Below are 19,680 nucleotides of genomic sequence, written 5' to 3' on the forward strand. Positions count from 1 at the left end.
AATCCGAGCTCTGTGATTCCACTATTCCAGTCAGCCGCGGACGATGCCGAGGATCTCGGTCACGAGTGCGTCTACTTCGTCCTGCGATCGGGCCTCGACGTTGAGCCGCAGCAGCGGTTCGGTATTGGACGCGCGCAGATTGAACCAGGCCTTGTCCGGCAACCGCACGGTCACGCCGTCCATCCGATCCACCGATTCGGACCTACCCTCGAATGCCGCGAGTACCGCCATCGTTCGCTCCTTCGCGTCCGCCACTGTGGAGTTGATCTCCCCGGAGGCGGCATATGTTGCATAGGACGCGGCCAGTTCCGACATCGGGCGGTCCTTCTCGCCCAGCGCGGCCAGCACGTGCAGCGCGGCCAGCATGCCCGAGTCGGCGCCCCAGAAGTCGCGGAAGTAGTAGTGCGCGGAGTGTTCGCCGCCGAAGATCGCGCCCGTCGCGGCCATCTCCTGCTTGATGAACGAGTGCCCCACGCGGGTGCGAACCGGGGTGCCGCCCAGCCGGTTCACCAACTCCGGCACCGCCTGCGAGGTGATCAGGTTGTGGATGACGGTCGCGCCCGGCTCCTTGGCCAGTTCGCGCTCGGCCACCAGCGCGGTGATCGCCGACGGCGGGACCGGGTTGCCCTGTTCGTCGACGACGAAGCAGCGGTCGGCGTCGCCGTCGAAGGCCAGCCCGAGGTCGGCGTCGTTGTCGCGCACGAACTTCTGGAGGTCCACCAGGTTCTTCGGGTCCAGCGGATTGGCCTCGTGATTGGGGAACGAGCCGTCCAACTCGAAGTACAGCGGGGCGATGGTGAGCTGCGGGACCTGACCCAGCACGGCGGGCACGGTGTAGCCGCCCATGCCGTTGCCCGCGTCGACGGCGACCTTCAGCGCGCGGCCCGCGCTCAAATCGACCAGCCCGCGCAGGAATTCGGCGTAGGCGTCGAGCAGGTTCACCTCGCTCGCGGCGCCGGGGGCGCCGTCGAATCCGGGCACCCCCTCGATCAGCTCGCTCGTGATGGTGGCCAGACCGGTGTCCTGGCCGACCGGCAGCGCGTTGGCGCGGCACAGCTTGATGCCGTTGTAGCGGGCGGGATTGTGGCTGGCGGTGAACATCGCTCCGGGACAGGAGAGATGGCCCGAGGCGAAATACAGCTCGTCGGTGGAGGCGAGCCCGATGTGCACCACGTCCAGGCCCTGGGCGAGCACGCCGTCGGCGAAGGCGGTGGACAGGCCGGGCGAGGAGTCGCGCATGTCGTGCCCGATGACGATGCGGGCCGCGCCCTCCTCTCGCATCAGCCGCGCGAACGAAGCGCCCACGTCCCGAACGAATTCCGCATCGATCTGTTCGCCGACCACACCGCGAACGTCGTAAGCCTTGACAACTGCATGTACCGACTCGGCAGATCGCGCGACTGTCATATGAACCACCCTAGTAGGCGCGCGCCCGGCGCAGGCGGGGGTCCCACCCCTCGGCGGAACGCGGGCGAGCCGGGACTCGGATCAATTCGGCGGGTCGGGCAGGACGCGCAGATGGCCGCGGCGGCCCGTGCGCCCGGTGCGGGCCGGACGGGCGGGGGCGGCGGGCGGGTCGGCGTAACCGCGGTGCTCGGGTTCGCTTGTGCGACGGCGCATTCCGGCCTCGCGAACGGCCTCGGCCAGCGCGGTCAGATCGTCGTCGTCGGGGGAGGTGGAGAAGCCGCCCTCGTGGCGGACCAGTTCCCAGCCCTTCGGCGCGGTGATCCGGGAGGCGTGGGTCTCGCACAGGTCCCAGGAGTGCGGTTCGGCCACGGTGGCCAGCGGGCCGACGACGGCCGTCGAGTCCGAGTAGACGTAGGTGAGCGTCGCGACGGCCGGGTTCTTGCAGCCTGGACGGCAGCAACGACGCATGGGAATCACGCCAAGGAGAGTAACCCCCCACACCGCCGCGCGCCGCGAGACACGCAGGATGGGATGGCGATCACGTGGGGGACTAGATTCGAGCCATGACCCGATCCCGGAAGCGACCCCCCACCGCCCGGTCGGTGCTGCGGCGTGGGCGGGGGGTGCGCGGACCCATGTTGCCGCCGACCGTGCCCGCCTGGCGGACCCGGGGCCAGCAGTTCGATCGGCTGGTGCTGGAGGCGTTCGCACCCCTGGACAGCCGCTGGCACGATCGGCTCACCAAATTGGATATCGCGGTCGACGACGTGCCGAAAATCCGTCCGCTGCATCCGGATTCGGTGACCTGGCCCGACGAGGTGGTCGCCGACGGCCCGGTGCCGCTGTCGCGCCTGGTCCCGGCCGGCGTGGACCGGCACGGAGCGGCTACCCGGGCCCGCGTCGTCCTGTTCCGAAAACCGTTGGAACTACGCGCGAACGACCCCGACGACCTGGTCGATCTGCTTCGGGAGGTGCTCGTCCAGCAACTCGCCACCTATCTCGGCGTCGATCCGGACGTCATCGATCCCGAACCGGAGTGATCCGGCGGGGGCCTAGCCGATGCCCCGCTTCAGGCGGCGGCGCTCCCGCTCCGACAGCCCGCCCCAGATGCCGAAGCGTTCGTCGTGCGCCAGCGCGTATTCGAGGCATTCGTCGCGGACCTCGCAGCCCATGCAGATCCGCTTCGCCTCGCGGGTCGAGCCGCCCTTCTCGGGGAAGAACGCCTCCGGATCCGTCTGGGCGCACAGGGCCCGTTCCTGCCACTGCTCCTCGATGGTGTCGAACATCGCATCGAAGTCGGTGACGATCAGGCTGAGCCGCGGTGGTTCCGGCTTCTGCTGAGCGCGTGCCCACTGTCCTCCCTGCGGTGGTGTCACTGTCACCTTGTTTCCCCCCTCCTGTTCTGCTTCGTTCCGGCTGTCAGCGCAGACGCCAGGTGCTGCGCCTGCTGTGGAATCGGTTTGCGATACACCGCCCGGAATGCTCGACGGGGCCAGCTCCTCGGCCATCGCTCCGCCTCCTCACTGTGTGTTAGCGCAGAATGATTTTTCCGTCGGACCTCATCTGCCCACCGACGGCCCAACACCGCGACGTAGTCCCGCGGACATCCCCGAGCTTGTCACTCCGATGCGAACATCTGTTCGAAAACCGGCCTGCGCCTTGAACTCTCGCGCGTGCCCGGAATGACATGTCTGTGATTAGACACGCCGGACGCGGTGATGGTCAAGCTGCCGACACAATTCCGTTACTATCCGCCGCCGACTTCGCCGCGGTTCGGTAACCGGAAGTAGCAAATGAACAGCAAATATGCTCCGGATCGTGACCGCCGCGCCAACGCATAGGCTGTGTCGATGTGAGTGGAGAACGAGCGGAGAGCGCGCCCGCCGCCGGGCCGCGCATTGCCGTGTTGGTCGGTGGCGTCGGCGGCGCGCGCTTCCTGCTGGGCGTGCGCGAACTGCTGCCCGAGGCCGAGGTTTCGGCCGTCGTGAACGTCGGCGACGACGTCTGGATGCACGGGCTGCGCATCTGCCCCGACCTGGACACCTGCATGTACACGCTGGGTGGCGGCATCGATCCCGAACGCGGCTGGGGCCGGCGCGGGGAGACCTGGCACGCCAAGGAGGAGCTCGCGAATTATCGGGCGCAGCCGGACTGGTTCGGACTGGGCGATCGCGATATCGCGACCCATCTCGTGCGCACCGAAATGCTGCGCGCGGGTTACCCCCTCTCGGCGGTCACCGAAGCGCTGTGCGCGCGCTGGCAACCGGGCGTGAAACTGCTCCCGGCAACCGACGACAGATGCGAAACGCATGTTGTCATCTCCGATCCGGAGAACCCTGGCGAACGTCGCGCGATTCATTTCCAAGAGTGGTGGGTACGCTATCGTGCCGGCGTCGAGACCCATGGATTCGTCACAATCGGGGCGGAACAGGCCAAACCTGCCCCTGATGTGATCGAAATCATAGAATCTGCGGACGTGGTCCTGCTGGCCCCCTCGAACCCCGTCGTGAGCATCGGCGCGATCCTCGCGGTGCCCGGTATCCGGGGCGCGCTGCGCACGACGAAGGCCAAGGTCATCGGCCTGTCTCCGGTCATCGACGGAAAGCCGTTGCGCGGCATGGCCGACGAGTGCCTGTCGGTGATCGGCGTCGAGACCACCGCCGAGGCCATCGGCCGCCACTTCGGCGCGCGCACGCACACCGGGATCCTCGACGGCTGGCTCGTGCACTCCACCGACACCGCCGACGTGCCCGGCGTCGAGGTGCGCAGTGTGCCGCTGCTGATGACCGATCCGGCGGCGACCGCCGAAATGGTCCGGGAGGCACTGGATCTGGCGGGAGTGAAGCCGTGACCGTGACCGATCACGCGCCCGGCGGGGAACTGCGCATCCTGCCGGTCACCGGATTGCCGGAGTTCCGGCCGGGCGACGATCTCGCCGAGCGCATCGCCGAGCGCGCCCCCTGGCTGAGCGACGGCGATGTGCTCGTGGTGACCAGCAAGATCGTCGCCAAGGTGGAGGGCCGCATCGTCGCCGCGCCCGCCGATCCGGACGAACGCGACGCCGCGCGACGGGAATTGGTGAACGCCGAGGCGGTGCGCGTGCTCGCGCGCAAGGGCCGCACGCTGATCACCGAGAACCGCATCGGCGTCGTGCAGGCGGCCTCGGGCGTCGACGGCTCGAATGTCGAACAGGGCGAACTGGTTCTGCTGCCGGAGGATCCGGACGCCAGCGCCCGCGCGTTGCGGGCCGCGCTCGCCCGGCGGCTCGGCGTGGACGTGGCGGTCGTCATCACCGACACCATGGGCCGCGCCTGGCGCATCGGCCAGATCGATGCCGCGATCGGCGCGTCGGGGCTGCGGGTCGTGCACGACTACGCGGGCGCGATCGACGGGCAGGGCAACGAATTACACGTCACCCAGGTGGCGATCGCCGACGAACTGGCCGCCGCCGCGGATCTGGTGAAGGGCAAACTGGGCGGCGTCCCGGTCGCGGTCGTGCGCGGCCTCGAACCCCACGACGACGGCTCGCGCGCCGCGGATCTGCTGCGCCGCGGCGAGGAGGATCTGTTCTGGCTCGGCACCGCCGAGGCCCTCGACCAGGGTCGCCGCGAGGCGCTGCTGCTGCGGCGGTCGGTGCGCCGGTTCGCCGACGCCCCGGTCGATCCCGAGCTGATCCGTGAATCTGTGGCGGCGGCGCTGACCGCGCCCGCCCCGCACCACACCCGGCCCGTGCGCTTCGTGTGGGTGCGCGATCCGGATCTGCGAAAGCGCTTGCTGGAGAGCATGGCCGAGGCGTGGCGCGCCGATCTCACCGCCGACGGCCTGCCCGCCGAACGGGTCGAGCGCCGAATCGCGCGGGGCGGCATCCTGTTCGACGCCCCCGAGGTGATCATCCCGTTCTGCGTCCCCGACGGCGCGCACGACTATCCGGACGAACGTCGCCGCGCCGCCGAGCGGACCATGTTCACCGTCGCCGTCGGCGCGGCCGTGCAGGGACTGCTGGTCGCGCTCGCCACCCGCGGCGTCGGCAGCTGCTGGATCGGCTCGACGATCTTCGCGCCGGAGATCACCCGCGAGGTGCTGGGCGTGGGCGCGGACTGGAACCCGTTGGGCGCCATCGCCGTCGGATATCCCGAGGCGGAGCTCGCCCCGCGCGAGCCCCGGCCCTTCGGCGACGGCCTGGTCGAACTGTAGGAACGAAAGGTATCGATGAGCGCGGAATCCCTGCACGTCTCGGCCGGCGAACTGCTCGAGAAGTGGTGTCCCGCACCGGGTCCCGAGCAGTCGCTGCGCCAGGCCCTGCTCGCGTTCCTCGCCGCGTCCCCGCGCGGCTGCCTGCGCGAGCACGCGCCCGGCCACATCACCGCCTCGGCGCTGGTGTTCTCCCACGACGAGCGGGAGCTCCTGCTGACGCTGCATCCGCGGGTGGGGCTGTGGATCCAATTGGGCGGGCACTGCGAGGAATCCGACGAGACGGTCGTGGACGCGGCGCTGCGCGAGGCGATCGAGGAGTCCGGCATCGCCGACCTCGAGATCGAACCGGAACTGTATGGCGCGCAGGCACATCCGATCACCTGCTCGCTCGGCGTGCCGACCCGCCACCTGGACCTGTTGTTCAAGGTGCGCGCCCCGCGCGGCGCGGTGGCAGTGCGCAGCGCGGAGTCCACCGACCTGCGGTGGTGGCCGGTGGACGCGCTCCCGGCGAACTCGGAAGTGTTGCTGTACTGAGCGATTCGCGACATGGGAAGCGCCGGTGCGCCGCCGCCCGGGGGTGTTGAGCGGATGCGCACCGGCGCGCTGGTCCCGGCCTTGGGAACTAGGCGGGTACTAGGCCGGAACCAGGTCTTTCTCGGGCGCGGGCCCGTGGTCGTCGACCATCGTGGCCGGGTCGAAGGGCAGCTCGCGGTCGAGGACCGCGCGCACCCGCGCCGCGTCGATGGTTCTGGTCCAGGTGCCGATCAGCACGGTCGCGACGGCGTTGCCGGAGAAGTTGGTGATCGCGCGGGCCTCGGACATGAACCGGTCGATGCCCACGATCAGGCCCACGCCGCTGATCAGATCCGGCCGGTGACTCTGGAGACCGCCCGCCAGCGTGGCCAGACCGGCGCCCGTCACGCCGGCCGCGCCCTTGGACGCCACGATCATGAAGACGAGCAGGCCGAGTTGTTCGCCCACCGACATCGGCTTGCCCATCGCGTCGGCGATGAACAGGGAGGCCATCGTCAGATAGATCGCGGTGCCGTCCAGGTTGAACGAGTACCCCGTCGGCACCACGATGCCGACGGTGGTCCGCTCCACGCCCAGGTGCTCCATCTTCGCGATCAGCAGCGGCAGCGCCGATTCCGACGACGACGTGGAGAAGATGAGCAGGTACTCGCGGGCCAGATACCGGACCAGTTTGAAGATCGACACCCCGGACGCGGCCCTCATCAGCACGCCCAGCACACCGAACACGAACACCAGACAGGTCAGGTAGAACGCGACCATCAGCAGCGCCAGCTGCTTCACCGCGTCCAGGCCCGTGGTCGCGACGACATTGGCCATCGCGCCGAACGCGCCGATCGGCGCGAGCCACAGGATCATGGTCAGAATCCGGAACACCAGCTTCTGCACCAGTTCCACGCCACGCAGCAGCGGCGCACCCGTCGCGCCCATGGCCTGGATGCCGAAACCCACCAGCAGCGCGACGAACAAGGTCTGCAACACGCTGCCCGCGGTCAGCGACGACAGCAGCGAGGTGGGGACGATGCCCTCGATGAACTGCCAAGTGCCACCGGCGGTTTCGGCCTGCTTCTGATATTTCGCCACATCCTTGGCGTGTTCGGCGATGTTCAGCCCGCTGCCGGGTTGCAGCAGATTGCCCACCACCAGGCCGATGCCCAGCGCCACCGTGGACATGAGCAGGAAGTACCCGATGGCCAGGCCGCCGACCTTGCCGATCCGCGAGGCCGCCCGCACCGAGCCGATGCCGAGCACGATCGTGCAGAAGATGACCGGGGAGATCATCATCTTGATCAGACTGACGAAGATCGTGCCCAGTTCGGCGACCGACTTCCCGGTCGCGGGGGCGAACTCGCCCACCAGCACACCGGCGATCACGGCCACGATCACGGCGATGTACAGCCAGTGCGTGCGGTCGCGCTTACGGGGTGGTGCGGTGGTGCCGGTCATGGTCACAGATCATGGCGGCTACGGTGACGGGGGTCACTGTTTCGTACATTTCGTTCACCGGGAGGGCGCGTGCGCAGACGGGGCATGACCCTGGCCGGGCAGGTGTTCGTCGTCCAACTGCTGGTGCTGATCGTGGTGATCGGGATCGGCGCGACGCTGGCGCTGTGGGAGGTGCGGCGCGAACAGGACGAGGCCACCCGCCAGCGCGTCACCGGGATCGGCGTCGCGGTCGCGCAGTCGCCCGCGACGGTGGCGGCCGTGCACGATCCGAATCCGACCGCGCTGCTGCAACCGGTCACCGAGCGCATCCGCAAGCAGACCCGGGTGGACTTCATCGTGGTCATGGCCCCCGACCGCACCCGCTATACCCACACCGAACCGGACCGGATCGGAAAGCCGTTCAGCGGCAACATCTATCGCGCCCTGCGCGGGGAGACCTTCACCGAGACGTTCACCGGCACGCTGGGGCCGTCCATCCGGGTGGTCACCCCGGTGCGCGACGAGATCGGCGGGGGCGTCGTCGCCCTGGTCTCGGTGGGCGTGACCCGGGCGGCCATCGGCGATCAGGTGTTCGCGCAGCTGCCGCTGATCCTGAGCGCCGCGGGCGGCGGTCTGCTGTTGGCGACGGGGAGTTCACTGTTGTTGCGGCGCAGGCTGTTACGGCAGACCCACGGCCTGGGTCCGGCGCAGCTGCGCTCGCTGTACGAACACCACGACGCGGTGCTGCACTCGATCCACGAGGGGCTGGTGGTGTTCGATCAGGGCGCCGAGGAGGCGGCGGTGGTCAACGACGAGGCGCGGCGGCTGCTCGAACTGCCCGACGGACCCGTGCGCCGCACCGATCTGCCGGTCTCGCTGCGCCGCCTCGAACGGGCCGTGGTGCGCGACGAGATGCACGTGACCGCCGAACGTGTGCTGGTCGTCAATCAGGACGTGGTCACCTGGTCGGGCCGTCCGCTCGGGACCGTGCTCACCGTCCGCGACCACACCGAATTGCGCGATGTGATGGGCGAATTGGATTCGGTGCGCGGGCTGGCCGAATCGCTGCGCGCCCAGGCGCACGAGGCGGCCAATCGGCTGCACACCGTGGTCACGCTGGTGGAACTGGGCCGCGCGGGGGAGGCCGTGGAATTCGCCACCGACGAACTGCGGCTGTCCCAGGCGCTCATCGATCGGCTCACCGGTGCGGTGCACGAACCGGCGCTCGCCGCGCTGCTGCTGGGCAAGGTGGATCAGGCCCTCGAACGCGGCGTGGAACTGACCGTGGCCGAGGACACCGCGCTCGACTCCGCCGCCCCGCTCAGTCCGCACGAAATCGTCACGCTGGTGGGCAATCTCGTCGACAACGCGCTGGACGCGGTCGCCCAGACCCCCGACGCCTGGGTGGAGGTGACCGTGCGCCACGACGACGGGCGGCTCCTCGTCCGGGTCGCCGACAGCGGTCCCGGGATGTCGCAGGAGGCGTTCGCCCGCGCGATGGAACGCGGCTATTCGACCAAGACCGATCACCAGGGTCTGGGGCTGGCCCTGGTCCGCCGCCTGGTCGCCCGCTACGGCGGGACCCTGCTTGCCGAGCGCTCCCCGGAATCGGCTGTGCTGGTCCGGATTCCGGTCGCCGGGGAGGCGCGATGATCCGGGTGCTGATCGTCGAGGACGAACCGCGGATCGCGGCGGCGCACCGCTCGTACGTGGATCGGGTGCCGGGTTTCACCGCGGTCGCCGTCGCGCACACCGGACGCGAGGCGCTGCGCGCGGCGGGCCGGGCCCCGATCGATCTGGTGCTCATGGACATCGGGCTGCCCGATATGAGCGGACTCGAGGTGACCGCGGCGCTGGCCCGGTCGCGGCCCCGGCCAGACGTCATCGCCATCACCTCCGCGCGCGACCTCGACATGGTCCGGGCCGCGGTCGCGCACGGGGTCGCGCTGTATCTGCTGAAACCGTTCACCTTCGCGGCCTTTCGCGACAAACTCGAGCGCTATCGCGAATTCCGCACCACGCTGGACGCGGGCGCGAGCGCGGTCACCCAGCACGACATCGACCGGGCGTTCGGCGCGCTGCGCGCCACCGATCCGAAGGGCACCGCGCCCAAGGGCATCGCGCCGCACACCCTCGCGGAGGTCTCGCGCGCGCTGCGCGCCGCCGACGGCGGGCTCTCGGCCACCGAAACCGGTCGCGCCGTGGGGGTTTCGCGGGTGACCGCGTGGCGCTATCTGGAACGGCTGGCCGAGGACGGGGTGGTCGACCGGCACACCGACTACGGCGGCACGGGGCGGCCGCGGGTGCGGTACGTCTGGCGCAGGTGAACCCGGCTAGGGGTATGCGGATCGGGTAAAGATCGCGTCGGTGGCGTAACGATCGTCACGTCCGGAACGATTCGCGCGCGGATGCTGCGCGGCAACTGGTTGGCGTACCCGCCGGAGCGAAAGCCCCTTGTTCCAGGGGGGCTGGGTCCGATCCGGGGTCGATCCGAGTTTGCCTGCCGGATGCGGGCTTTTCGGATGCGTGTGCAACACCTCAGAAAAGGACTTCCAGGTCTGTAATCGGCCCCAGGTTTGACTCCGCGAAACCGATGTAACACGCGTAAAGTCTCGGCAGATTTAACAGCAGTAGGTCGAGAGTTATTTCTAAGCGGGGCTAACGTGCAATCGGTCGGCAAACGCTCGGGTTCGCCTGACCCCAAGCGGCATCTCTGGGTCCTGGGGTTGATCGCCCCCGGCGCCGCGCTGCTGCCATCGCAGTTGGTGCTGCACACCGGCAACCCGGTGTTCTGGTGGATCGGTCCGATCATCGTGCTGGTGGTGATCCCGGTGCTGGACTGGGTGGTCGGCGAGGACGGGACCAACCCCCGCGACGAGGACTACGAGCTGCTGTCCCGGGACCGGTACTACCGTTGGTGCACATACCTTTTCCTGCCCATCCAGTTGATCGGATTGGTGATCGCCGCCTACATGTGGGCCGGGCACGACCTCGCGATCGTCGACAAACTCGGGCTGGCGGTCACCCTCGGCTTCGTCAGCGGGATCGGCATCAACGCCGCGCACGAACTGGGTCACCGGGTCGAGCACATGGAACGCTGGCTGGCGAAAGTCGCGCTCGCCCAATCCGGTTACGGCCACTTCTACGTCGAGCACAACAAGGGCCATCACGCGCGGGTCGCCACCCCGGAGGATCCGGCGAGCGCCCGGCTGGGCGAGTCGCTGTGGGAGTTCCTGCCGCGCAGCGTGCTCGGCGGCTTCCGCTCCGCGATCGCCATCGAGCGGGATCGCCTGCACCGCAAGGGTTTACGGTGGTGGAGTCGGCACAACAACATCCTCCAGGCGTGGTCGATGACCGTGGTGCTGTACGGCGTGCTGATCGCGGTGTTCGGGCCGCGGATCGTGCCGTACCTGTTGTTGCAGGCCGTGATCGGCGCGAGCATGCTCGAGACGGTCAACTACGTCGAGCACTACGGGCTGCTGCGCCGCAAGCGCCCCAACGGTTCCTGGGACCGCTGTTCGCCCGCCGACAGCTGGAACAGCGACCGGCTGGTCACCAACATCTTCCTGTTCCATCTGCAACGGCACAGCGATCATCACGCCAATCCTGGCCGCCGCTACCAGACGCTGCGCTCCTCACAGGAGGCGCCGCAGCTCCCCGCCGGATACGCCACGATGATCCTGCTGGCCGCGGTGCCGCCGCTGTGGCGGCATGTGATGGATCCGAAGGTGTTGGCGCACTACGGCGGTGACCTCTCCCGCGCCAATATCGCTCCGCGCAAGCGCAAGCGGATCCTCGCGATCCACGGCGGCGAGGCGCCGGCCACCTGACAGGGGTTCGAACCTCGCGAATCGACCTGTGCGTACCGTGTACGCACGAAAGGTATTAGTCTCTCCTCGTACACGCCGACCAGGAGAGGCTGATGACGACCGCAGTGAGCAGCAAGACGACTGCCGACCACCGCAACGGGATCGATTTCAAGGTGGCGGACCTGTCACTGGCCGAGTTCGGCCGCAAGGAGATTCGGCTCGCCGAGCACGAGATGCCCGGTCTGATGGCCCTGCGCCGCGAGTACGCGGAGGTGCAGCCGCTGAAGGGCGCGCGCATCTCCGGTTCGCTGCACATGACCGTGCAGACCGCGGTGCTGATCGAGACGCTGGTCGACCTGGGCGCACAGGTCCGCTGGGCCTCCTGCAACATCTTCTCCACCCAGGACCACGCGGCCGCGGCCGTCGTGGTCGGCCCGCACGGCACCGTCGACGAGCCCAAGGGCGTGTCGGTGTTCGCGTGGAAGGGCGAGACGCTCGAGGAGTACTGGTGGGCGGCCGAGCAGATGCTCACCTGGCCCGGCGAACCCGCCAACATGATCCTCGACGACGGCGGCGACGCCACCATGCTGGTGCTGCGCGGCGCGCAGTTCGAGAAGGCCGGGGTGGTGCCGCCGGAGGACGAGGACCACTCCGCCGAATTCAAGGTGTTCCTGAACCTGCTGCGGCAGAGCCTCGAGGCAGACAAGGGCAAGTGGACCCGCATCGCGGAGTCCGTGCGCGGCGTCACCGAGGAGACCACCACCGGCGTGCTGCGGCTGTACCAGTTCGCGGCCGCGGGTGAGCTGGCGTTCCCGGCGATCAACGTCAACGACTCGGTCACCAAGAGCAAGTTCGACAACAAGTACGGCACCCGGCACTCGCTCATCGACGGCATCAACCGCGGCACCGACGTGCTGATCGGCGGCAAGAAGGTGCTGATCTGCGGCTACGGCGACGTGGGCAAGGGCTGCGCGGAGTCGCTGGCCGGGCAGGGCGCGCGCGTGCAGGTCACCGAGATCGATCCGATCAACGCGTTGCAGGCGCTGATGGACGGCTTCGACGTGGTCACCGTCGAACAGGCCATCGGCGAGGCCGACATCGTCGTCACCGCCACCGGCAACAAGGACATCATCACCCTCGACCACATGAAGGCGATGAAGGACCAGGCCATCCTGGGCAATATCGGCCACTTCGACAACGAGATCGATATGGCCGCGCTGGAGCGCTCGGGGGCCACCCGCCTGAACATCAAGCCGCAGGTCGACCTGTGGACGTTCAAGGAGTCGGGCCGCTCGATCCTGGTGCTGTCCGAGGGCCGCCTGCTGAACCTGGGCAACGCCACCGGCCACCCCTCCTTCGTCATGTCCAACTCCTTCTCCAACCAGGTCATCGCCCAGATCGAGCTGTGGACCAAGCCGGAGGAGTACGACAACGAGGTCTACCGCCTGCCGAAGGTGCTCGACGAGAAGGTCGCCCGCATCCACGTCGAGGCGCTCGGCGGCACCCTGACCAAGCTCAGCAAGGATCAGGCGGAGTACATCGGGGTGGACGTGGAGGGGCCGTTCAAGCCGGAGCATTACCGGTACTGAGGGAAGTGGGGGGACGGGTCGTCCTGGGGGTGACCCGTCTACCCTGTTGCGCATGGGCGCGTTGGTGGCTGTCGAAGGGCTGGACGGCGCGGGAAAGCGGACGTTGATCGACGCCGTGGGCGTGGGTCTGGTCGAGCGCGGGCTGCGCGTGGCGGTGTTCGCGTTTCCCCGGTACGGGCAGTCGGTGCACGCGGATCTGGCGGCCGAGGCGTTGCGCGGGCGGCACGGGGATCTGGCCGGGTCGGTGAACGCGATGGGTCTGCTGTTCGCGCTCGATCGAGCGGGGGCGCGCGACGAATTGCGGAAAGCGTTGGCGGACAACGACATCGTGCTGCTCGATCGCTACGTCGCCTCGAATGTGGCCTACAACGCGGCGCGCACGGATCAGCCCGTGGACGGGGAAATCGCTTCGTGGGTCGCGGAATTGGAATTCGGCCGCTTCCAGCTGCCGGTCCCCGACCTCCAGGTGCTGCTCGACGTGCCCCTCGAACTCGCGGCCGAACGCGCCCGGCGGCGAGGCGAACTCGACGACGCGCGGGCGCTGGACGCCTACGAACGCGACAAAGGGCTGCAGGAACGCACCGCCGCGATCTATCGTGTGTTGGCCGAAACGCATTGGCACGGATCGTGGTGGATCCATCGGCCGCACGACGATCCCGCGACGCTTGTCGCGCGACTCGCGGAAAGGGTTGCCCGATAGGGTCGGATGCGTCGGTAATGTACCAGTGTTGGCCCCCGAATGTTGACCACAGTTGCCCGTTCCGAGCCGGAGAGATGACACCATAGTAGTTATGAAGCCGAAGATTCTGGTCGTCGACGACGATACGGCGCTCGCGGAGATGCTCACGATCGTCTTGCGCGGCGAGGGTTTCGAGCCCCACGTGGTCGGCGACGGCACGCAGGCGCTCAGCGCGGTCCGGGAGATCCGGCCGGATCTGGTGTTGCTGGATCTCATGCTGCCGGGCATGAACGGCATCGACGTGTGCCGCGTGCTGCGCTCGGACTCCGGCGTGCCGATCGTGATGCTGACGGCGAAGACCGACACCGTGGACGTCGTGCTGGGCCTGGAGTCCGGCGCCGACGACTACATCGTCAAGCCGTTCAAGCCGAAGGAACTCGTCGCTCGCGTGCGCGCCCGATTGCGCCGCACCGAGGAGGAACCGGCCGAACTGCTGTCGATCGCCGACATCGTCATCGACGTGCCCGCGCACAAGGTCACCCGCGCGGGCCAGCAGATCTCGCTGACCCCGCTCGAATTCGACCTGCTGGTGGCGCTCGCGCGCAAACCGCGTCAGGTGTTCACCCGCGAGGTGCTGCTGGAACAGGTCTGGGGCTACCGGCACGCGGCCGACACCCGCCTGGTCAACGTGCACGTGCAGCGGTTGCGTGCCAAGGTCGAGAAGGATCCGGAGAATCCCGAGATCGTGCTGACGGTCCGCGGCGTGGGCTACAAGGCCGGACCGCCGTGATCGCTGGCTCCAGAAGCCGCTTCGCGCGGTTGCTGGCGGCAGTGGTGGCCTGGTTCCGATCCGTCGGGGAATCGCTGGGCCACGTCTGGCGGCGCTCGCTGCAATTGCGGGTCGTCGTCTCGACGCTCACCCTCTCGCTGATCGTCATCACCATTCTCGGCGTCGTGCTGACCAGTCAGATCACCGATCGACTGCTCGACGCCAAGATCAACGCGGCCGTGGAGGAGATGGGCCGGGCACGCAACTCGGTGGAGAGTCAGCTCACCGGCGTGCAGGATTCGAACACCCAGCAGCGCGTGCGGCTCGAGGACGCGCTGCGCTCGCTGTCGTCGGGCAGTTCCGAATCCGGCGGCGCGGCGGGCACCTACTTCGCGGCGCTGTCGATGATCGGCGAGGGTCAGCAGGAGATTCCGGCCGGGCCGATTCAGGACGTGCCCGCCGAACTGCGCCGGTTCGTGCAGCAGAACCAGCTCAGCTACCAGTTCGTCACGATCTCCGACGCCGACTTCTATCACGGTCCGGCGCTGATCATCGGCAGTCCCAGCGCCGAGGTGCCGACCCTCGAGATCTATCTGATCTTCCCGCTGACCAACGAGCAGCGCAGCCTCGATCTGATGCACGGCACCATGTTGATCGGCGGCATCGTGCTGCTGGTCCTGCTCGCCGCCATCACCGCCCTGGTCACCAGGCAGGTGGTGCTGCCGATCCGGTCGGCCGCGCGCATCGCGCAGCGCTTCGCCGACGGGCGGCTCAAGGAGCGCATGCTGGTGCGCGGCGAGGACGATATGGCGCGGCTGGCCATGTCGTTCAACGAGATGGCCGAGAGCCTGTCGAATCAGATCACCCAGCTGGAGGAGTTCGGTAACCTACAGCGCCGCTTCACCTCCGACGTGAGCCACGAACTGCGCACCCCGTTGACGACCGTGCGCATGGCCGCTGATCTCATCCACGGTTCCAGCGACGAACTCGATCCGGCGCTGGCGCGCAGCGCGGAACTGCTTGTGACGGAACTGGATCGGTTCGAGAGCCTGCTCAACGATCTGCTCGAGATCAGCCGCCACGACGCGGGTGTGGCCGAACTCCAGGTGGAATCGCTCGACGTGCGCATGTGCGCGCGGGCCGCGCTGTCGACCGTGCGGCATCTGGCCAAGGACACCGGCGTCGAGGTCGTGGTGGACCTGCCCGAGGAACCGCTCGTGGCCGAGGTCGATCCGCGCCGCGTGGAACGGGTGCTGCGCAATCTGCTCGCCAACGCCATCGATCACAGCGAGGGCAAACCCGTGCTGTTGCGGATGCGCGGTGACGTCGACGCGAATTCGGTCGGCATCGTGGTCCGCGATCAGGGTGTGGGCCTGCGGCCCGGCGAGGAGAAGTTGGTGTTCAACCGGTTCTGGCGGTCGGATCCCTCGCGGATGCGGCGTTCCGGCGGAACGGGTCTGGGCCTGTCGATCAGCGTGGAGGACGCCAATCTGCACGAGGGCAAACTCGAGGCGTGGGGCGAACCCGGTGTGGGCGCGAGCTTCCGGCTCACCCTGCCGCTGACCCGCGGCCGCAAGATGGGCGCCAGCCCGCTGTCGCTGGAACCGCCGCGCCGCCGCATCCAGGTGGTCGACGCCGCGCCGCACGACGACGCCGAAACCGATTCGGAGAGCGGCGAATTCGAGCCGCCGGACGGGCCGGAGGCGACGGAACCGCCGGACGCCCCGGCCGAGCATTCCGTCGGAAACGGCGCCACCGCCGCGCATTCCGTACCCACCGACACCGAGGACGCGAAGTCATGAGCGTGGTCCCGAGGCCGCGCCTGCGCGTCGTGGCCTGTCTGCTGGCCGGGCTGCTGGCCCTGAGCGGCTGTGCCAGCCTGCCCGATTCCTCGGCTCCCCAGGCGCTGGGCACCATCGACCGCGAGCCCACGTCCTCGGCTCCGCCGCAACCCCTTCCGGGCCGCGACCCCGATCTGCTGCTGCGCGATTTCCTCCAGGCGTCGGCGGATCCGGCCAACGGACACGCCGCCGCCCGGCAGTACCTGTCCCCGGCCGCGGCGGCGAACTGGAACGATTCGGCGAGTACGACGATTCTGGAATCCGCCGACACGCTTCGGGAGTCGCGTTCGGGGGATACCGCGACCTATCAGATGCGCGGGCGCAAACTCGGGGAACTCGAGCCGGACGGCTCGTTCCGGGTGACCGACGGATCCTCCGCGCAGGTCGAGAAGCGGATCGAGATGGTCCGCGTCGACGGCGAGTGGCGCATCGACGACCTGCAGCCCGGCGTGCTGGTGCTGAGCACCGCCTTCGAGAAGACCTACCGGCGTTACGTGCTGCACTTCCCGAATGCCGTTGGTACGACCATGGTTCCGGAGATCCGCTGGATCGCCGAGCGCAAGGATCAACTCGCCGCGCGGCTGTTGACCATGCTCGCCGCCGGACCGCGACCCGAACTCGCGCCCGCGGTCCGCAATGTGCTGTCGGGTCCGGTGAGCGTGCACGGCAACATCACCAAACCCAACGGGCAGACCGACGGCGTCGGCACCGGGCCGGGCGGGGTGCAGATCGACTTCGCGGGCGCGTCCACCCTGGATCCGCACAGCCGGGAACTGCTGGCGGCGCAGGTGATTCTGACGCTGTCCGGGGCCGACATCCTGGGGCCGTACTTCCTGCTCGCCGACGGCAAACCGCTCGACGACCGGTACCCCGCCGGGTGGTCGGTGAGCGACGTCAACGGGATGAACCCGATGGCCAACGCCCAGAATCGGGTCGGGCTGCACGCGGTGCGGGACGGGTCGCTGGTCAAGGTGGACGTCGGACGCAACGAAATCGTCCCCGCGCCAGGCTATTTCGGCAACGCGCGCAATCTGCAATCGGTCGGGCTGTCCTCGGACGGTCAATTGGTGGCCGCCGTCGTCGACAGCGGCCAGCCCGGTCCCGCGCCGCCCCGCACGCTGGTGGTCGGCAACTACGACGGCAACGCCTTCCCGGTTCGTCAGGGCACCACCTTCACCCGGCCCTCGTGGACGCTCGACGGCAGCGCGGCCTGGACGGTCGTGGACGGCGATCAGGTGATCCGCGCCGTGCACGACCGCAGTACGGGAACGGTGTCGGTGCAGGACGTGGACGCCTCCGGGCTGTTCGCCCAGCCGCCGAATCCCGCCGACAACCCGCTGCGGGGGCCGATCACCGATCTGCGCATCGACCGCACCGGCGCGCGCGCGGTGCTGATCGCCGCCGGGAAGGTCTACTCGGCGGTGGTGGTGCCGAACGCGGACGGCCGATTCGCGCTGACCTCGCCGCAGCCGGTCGCGTTGACCCTGAGCACCACCGTGGTCTCGATCGACTGGGTCAGCACCGACACGATCATCCTGGCGCGCGAGGGCAATGTGCAACCGGTGGAGATGGTTCGGCTCGACGGCTTCGGTCCGACACCGCTGACCCTGCAGAACCTCACCCCGCCGGTGCGGGTGGTCAGCTCCTCCTCCGACACCCAGTACGTCGCCGACGCGCGCGCGGTCATGCAGTTGCAGTCCGCCGAACCGAGCAGCGAGCGCTTCTGGCGCGAGGTGTACAACCTGGGCACGAACGCGATTCCGGTGCTCCCGGGCTAGAACCCGTTCCAGCGCAACGGGATTCGGGCCGAACCTGTCGGTGCCCGCGGGCATACTGCCGCACATGCTGCTGGAGCTGATGCTGCCGCAAACCTGCGGCGGCTGTGGTCGCCTCGGTCCGGGGTGGTGTCGCCGGTGCGCCGAAAGCCTTGCCGGACCGCCGGTTCGGGCTCGGCCGCGAGCGGATCCCGGGGTGCCGTGCTGGGCGCTGGGCCGGTACCGCGGGCCGGTGCGGCGGGCGGTGGTTGCCGCGAAGGAGCAGGGGCGGCGAGATCTGGCCGTTCCGCTGGGGCGGGCGCTGGCGCGGGGGTTGACCGGCCTGCGCGCCGCGGAGCGGACGTTGGTGCTGGTCCCCGCGCCTACCCGCCGGGCCGCGGCGCGTCGGCGCGGCGGGGATCCGGTGGCGCGCGTGGTGCGGGTCGCCGGAAGTCTGCTGCCGGATTGCCGGGTCGCTCCGATCCTGCGGATGCGGCGCGGCGTGCGCGACTCGGTGGGGTTGGGGGCCGACGACCGCGCGCGCAACCTGCGCGGGCGTGTCGCGGTCGCGCGGCGTCGCCTGCCCGACGTCCTGTTCGACCCGAATGCCGAGGTAGTGCTGGTCGATGACGTCCTGACCACGGGAACGACGGCGTGCGAGTCGGTGCGCGCGCTGGCATTCGCCGGAATCGCCGTGCGTGCCGTGTTGGTGACTTCAGTCGTCTGATCGGGGGAAATTTGCGTGAACACTGGCGGACTGATCGCTGGCGTAATAGCGTGGCCACTAGAGCGATCTGACACCCGAACACAGAGTTTGGAGGTGGCGCTTCGGACGACTTCGTGCCGGGTTTCGCGGCCATGTCCCCAGCTCGGCGCGGTTGATTCCCGCCGCACATGTATCGGTTGTGTGGCCAGATCCGGGAGGTACGCGTGACGACTTCACGACCTTCAGTGAAAGAAGCAGACACTTCGGCCGACTACGGCGCCGCATTCGACATACCCGAGCGGAACGGAGCCGACCAGCCTGCTGCGGACCGGCCCAGGACGCCTCGGGCGGACGTCGTGGTGAAGGGCCGCAACGTCGAGGTTCCCGATCATTTCCGCATCCACGTCGCGGAGAAACTCTCCCGACTCGAACGTTTCGACCCCTCGATCTACCTGTTCGACGTGGAGCTGTTCCACGAACGAAATCGCCGCCAGCGCAAGAGTTGTCAGCGCGTGGAGATCACCGTGCGGGGCAAGGGTCCCGTCGCACGCTCCGAGGCCTGCGCCGACAGCTTCTACGGTGCGCTGGAACTGGCCGTCGATCGGCTGGAGAGCCGCCTGCGCCGGACCAAGGACCGGCGGCGCGTGCACTACGGGGAGAAGACCCCCCTCTCGGTGGCCGAGGCGACCGCCGATCTCGTCGATCACGCACTGCTGCGGGACGATTCGGACCGATCCCGCGAATCCGATGCCGAAGAGGTCATCGAGCCCAGCGACTACGCGGGCCCCGGTCACATCGTGCGCACCAAGGTGCACCCCGCCACGCCGATGACCGTCGACGATGCTCTCTACCAGATGGAGCTGGTCGGGCACGACTTCTTCCTCTTCCAGGACAAGGAGACCGACCGACCGTCGGTCGTCTACCGTCGCCACGCCTTCGACTACGGCCTCATCCGGCTGGCGTAGGGCGTTTTCCC

General features: G+C 68.7%; 18 protein-coding genes. 14 read left to right on the forward strand and 4 right to left on the reverse strand.

All coding sequences use genetic code 11. From position 1 onward, the window contains the following. Positions 1 to 30: 30 nt before the first annotated feature. Together ACFYTQ_RS22260 and ACFYTQ_RS22265 are read right to left on the reverse strand one after the other, a co-directional pair. On the reverse strand, positions 31 to 1,407 hold the full coding sequence (locus ACFYTQ_RS22260; protein WP_387363953.1) for a phosphomannomutase/phosphoglucomutase: 1,377 nt from the start codon (positions 1,405 to 1,407) through the stop codon (positions 31 to 33). Between the two features lie 81 nt (positions 1,408 to 1,488). Further along, positions 1,489 to 1,875 (reverse strand): DUF3499 domain-containing protein, encoded by a 387-nt coding sequence (locus tag ACFYTQ_RS22265; protein WP_387364272.1) that lies wholly within the window; start codon positions 1,873 to 1,875, stop codon positions 1,489 to 1,491. 95 nt (positions 1,876 to 1,970) lie between these two features. Here ACFYTQ_RS22265 and ACFYTQ_RS22270 point away from each other — a divergent pair, with 95 nt between their 5' ends. After that, positions 1,971 to 2,447 (forward strand): metallopeptidase family protein, encoded by a 477-nt coding sequence (locus ACFYTQ_RS22270; RefSeq protein WP_387363956.1) that lies wholly within the window; start codon positions 1,971 to 1,973, stop codon positions 2,445 to 2,447. Between the two features lie 12 nt (positions 2,448 to 2,459). On the opposite strand, the gene ACFYTQ_RS22275 is transcribed toward ACFYTQ_RS22270, so the two are convergent. Then, on the reverse strand, positions 2,460 to 2,693 hold the full coding sequence (locus tag ACFYTQ_RS22275; RefSeq protein WP_040827503.1) for a WhiB family transcriptional regulator: 234 nt from the start codon (positions 2,691 to 2,693) through the stop codon (positions 2,460 to 2,462). Positions 2,694 to 3,259: 566 nt separating this feature from the next. Between ACFYTQ_RS22275 and cofD the strand changes: the two genes are divergently transcribed. From cofD to ACFYTQ_RS22290, 3 genes are read left to right on the forward strand one after another with little or no spacing between them, the layout of a single operon-like run. Further along, positions 3,260 to 4,258: a 2-phospho-L-lactate transferase gene (cofD, locus tag ACFYTQ_RS22280; RefSeq protein WP_387363959.1), complete on the forward strand. Its 999-nt coding sequence runs from the start codon at positions 3,260 to 3,262 to the stop codon at positions 4,256 to 4,258. After that, positions 4,255 to 5,601 (forward strand): coenzyme F420-0:L-glutamate ligase, encoded by a 1,347-nt coding sequence (locus ACFYTQ_RS22285; protein WP_387363961.1) that lies wholly within the window; start codon positions 4,255 to 4,257, stop codon positions 5,599 to 5,601. The genes cofD and ACFYTQ_RS22285 overlap by 4 nt, the downstream gene beginning before the upstream one ends. A 15-nt stretch (positions 5,602 to 5,616) precedes the next feature. Then, positions 5,617 to 6,135: an NUDIX hydrolase gene (locus ACFYTQ_RS22290; RefSeq protein WP_387363964.1), complete on the forward strand. Its 519-nt coding sequence runs from the start codon at positions 5,617 to 5,619 to the stop codon at positions 6,133 to 6,135. 99 nt (positions 6,136 to 6,234) lie between these two features. Here the strand turns inward: ACFYTQ_RS22290 and ACFYTQ_RS22295 are convergent, their stop codons facing one another. Next, positions 6,235 to 7,578: a cation:dicarboxylate symporter family transporter gene (locus ACFYTQ_RS22295; protein WP_387363967.1), complete on the reverse strand. Its 1,344-nt coding sequence runs from the start codon at positions 7,576 to 7,578 to the stop codon at positions 6,235 to 6,237. 84 nt (positions 7,579 to 7,662) lie between these two features. Between ACFYTQ_RS22295 and ACFYTQ_RS22300 the strand changes: the two genes are divergently transcribed. From ACFYTQ_RS22300 to hpf, 10 genes are all read left to right on the forward strand, one after another. Then, the gene (locus tag ACFYTQ_RS22300; RefSeq protein ID WP_387364277.1) at positions 7,663 to 9,210 is read left to right on the forward strand and encodes an ATP-binding protein; all 1,548 of its coding nucleotides are present in this window, start codon (positions 7,663 to 7,665) and stop codon (positions 9,208 to 9,210) included. Then, positions 9,207 to 9,884, forward strand: coding sequence for a response regulator (locus ACFYTQ_RS22305; RefSeq protein ID WP_387363970.1), 678 nt, complete (start codon positions 9,207 to 9,209; stop codon positions 9,882 to 9,884). Before ACFYTQ_RS22300 ends, ACFYTQ_RS22305 begins: the two co-directional genes overlap by 4 nt. A gap of 336 nt (positions 9,885 to 10,220) precedes the next feature. After that, positions 10,221 to 11,387 (forward strand): alkane 1-monooxygenase, encoded by a 1,167-nt coding sequence (locus ACFYTQ_RS22310; RefSeq protein WP_387363973.1) that lies wholly within the window; start codon positions 10,221 to 10,223, stop codon positions 11,385 to 11,387. A 92-nt stretch (positions 11,388 to 11,479) separates the two neighbouring features. Next, complete coding sequence (ahcY, locus tag ACFYTQ_RS22315; RefSeq protein WP_387363976.1) at positions 11,480 to 12,955, forward strand: adenosylhomocysteinase; 1,476 nt, start codon at positions 11,480 to 11,482, stop codon at positions 12,953 to 12,955. A gap of 52 nt (positions 12,956 to 13,007) precedes the next feature. Next, complete coding sequence (locus ACFYTQ_RS22320; RefSeq protein WP_387363979.1) at positions 13,008 to 13,655, forward strand: dTMP kinase; 648 nt, start codon at positions 13,008 to 13,010, stop codon at positions 13,653 to 13,655. Between the two features lie 91 nt (positions 13,656 to 13,746). Further along, positions 13,747 to 14,424: an MtrAB system response regulator MtrA gene (gene mtrA, locus ACFYTQ_RS22325; protein ID WP_387363982.1), complete on the forward strand. Its 678-nt coding sequence runs from the start codon at positions 13,747 to 13,749 to the stop codon at positions 14,422 to 14,424. 44 nt (positions 14,425 to 14,468) lie between these two features. Then, the gene (mtrB, locus tag ACFYTQ_RS22330; protein WP_387364280.1) at positions 14,469 to 16,205 is read left to right on the forward strand and encodes an MtrAB system histidine kinase MtrB; all 1,737 of its coding nucleotides are present in this window, start codon (positions 14,469 to 14,471) and stop codon (positions 16,203 to 16,205) included. Then, entirely contained in the window at positions 16,202 to 18,022 is a 1,821-nt protein-coding gene (lpqB, locus tag ACFYTQ_RS22335; RefSeq protein ID WP_387363985.1) for an MtrAB system accessory lipoprotein LpqB, read from the forward strand. The genes mtrB and lpqB overlap by 4 nt, the downstream gene beginning before the upstream one ends. A 64-nt stretch (positions 18,023 to 18,086) precedes the next feature. Then, positions 18,087 to 18,725, forward strand: a complete 639-nt coding sequence (locus ACFYTQ_RS22340) for a ComF family protein (RefSeq protein WP_387363988.1) — start codon at positions 18,087 to 18,089, stop codon at positions 18,723 to 18,725. A 167-nt stretch (positions 18,726 to 18,892) separates the two neighbouring features. Next, a complete protein-coding gene (hpf, locus tag ACFYTQ_RS22345; RefSeq protein ID WP_387363991.1) occupies positions 18,893 to 19,669 on the forward strand; it encodes a ribosome hibernation-promoting factor, HPF/YfiA family in 777 nt (258 codons plus the stop codon). The last annotated feature ends 11 nt before the right edge of the window (positions 19,670 to 19,680 follow it).

This window comes from Nocardia sp. NPDC004068 (assembly GCF_042874315.1).
In the GTDB taxonomy this organism is placed as follows: Bacteria; Actinomycetota; Actinomycetes; order Mycobacteriales; family Mycobacteriaceae; genus Nocardia.

What these genes read in the sequence shown, in the direction of transcription:
- hpf (WP_387363991.1), top strand. Translation starts at nt 18,893, where the DNA reads ATGTATCGGTTGTGTGGCCAGATCCGGGAGGTACGCGTGACGACTTCA.
- ACFYTQ_RS22270 (WP_387363956.1), top strand. Translation starts at nt 1,971, where the DNA reads ATGACCCGATCCCGGAAGCGACCCCCCACCGCCCGGTCGGTGCTGCGG.
- lpqB (WP_387363985.1), top strand. Translation starts at nt 16,202, where the DNA reads ATGAGCGTGGTCCCGAGGCCGCGCCTGCGCGTCGTGGCCTGTCTGCTG.
- ACFYTQ_RS22260 (WP_387363953.1), bottom strand. Translation starts at nt 1,407, where the DNA reads ATGACAGTCGCGCGATCTGCCGAGTCGGTACATGCAGTTGTCAAGGCT.
- ACFYTQ_RS22295 (WP_387363967.1), bottom strand. Translation starts at nt 7,578, where the DNA reads ATGACCGGCACCACCGCACCACCCCGTAAGCGCGACCGCACGCACTGG.
- ACFYTQ_RS22305 (WP_387363970.1), top strand. Translation starts at nt 9,207, where the DNA reads ATGATCCGGGTGCTGATCGTCGAGGACGAACCGCGGATCGCGGCGGCG.
- ACFYTQ_RS22265 (WP_387364272.1), bottom strand. Translation starts at nt 1,875, where the DNA reads ATGCGTCGTTGCTGCCGTCCAGGCTGCAAGAACCCGGCCGTCGCGACG.
- ACFYTQ_RS22290 (WP_387363964.1), top strand. Translation starts at nt 5,617, where the DNA reads ATGAGCGCGGAATCCCTGCACGTCTCGGCCGGCGAACTGCTCGAGAAG.
- ACFYTQ_RS22275 (WP_040827503.1), bottom strand. Translation starts at nt 2,693, where the DNA reads ATGTTCGACACCATCGAGGAGCAGTGGCAGGAACGGGCCCTGTGCGCC.
- ACFYTQ_RS22300 (WP_387364277.1), top strand. Translation starts at nt 7,663, where the DNA reads ATGACCCTGGCCGGGCAGGTGTTCGTCGTCCAACTGCTGGTGCTGATC.
- ACFYTQ_RS22340 (WP_387363988.1), top strand. Translation starts at nt 18,087, where the DNA reads ATGCTGCTGGAGCTGATGCTGCCGCAAACCTGCGGCGGCTGTGGTCGC.
- ACFYTQ_RS22320 (WP_387363979.1), top strand. Translation starts at nt 13,008, where the DNA reads ATGGGCGCGTTGGTGGCTGTCGAAGGGCTGGACGGCGCGGGAAAGCGG.
- mtrA (WP_387363982.1), top strand. Translation starts at nt 13,747, where the DNA reads ATGAAGCCGAAGATTCTGGTCGTCGACGACGATACGGCGCTCGCGGAG.
- ahcY (WP_387363976.1), top strand. Translation starts at nt 11,480, where the DNA reads ATGACGACCGCAGTGAGCAGCAAGACGACTGCCGACCACCGCAACGGG.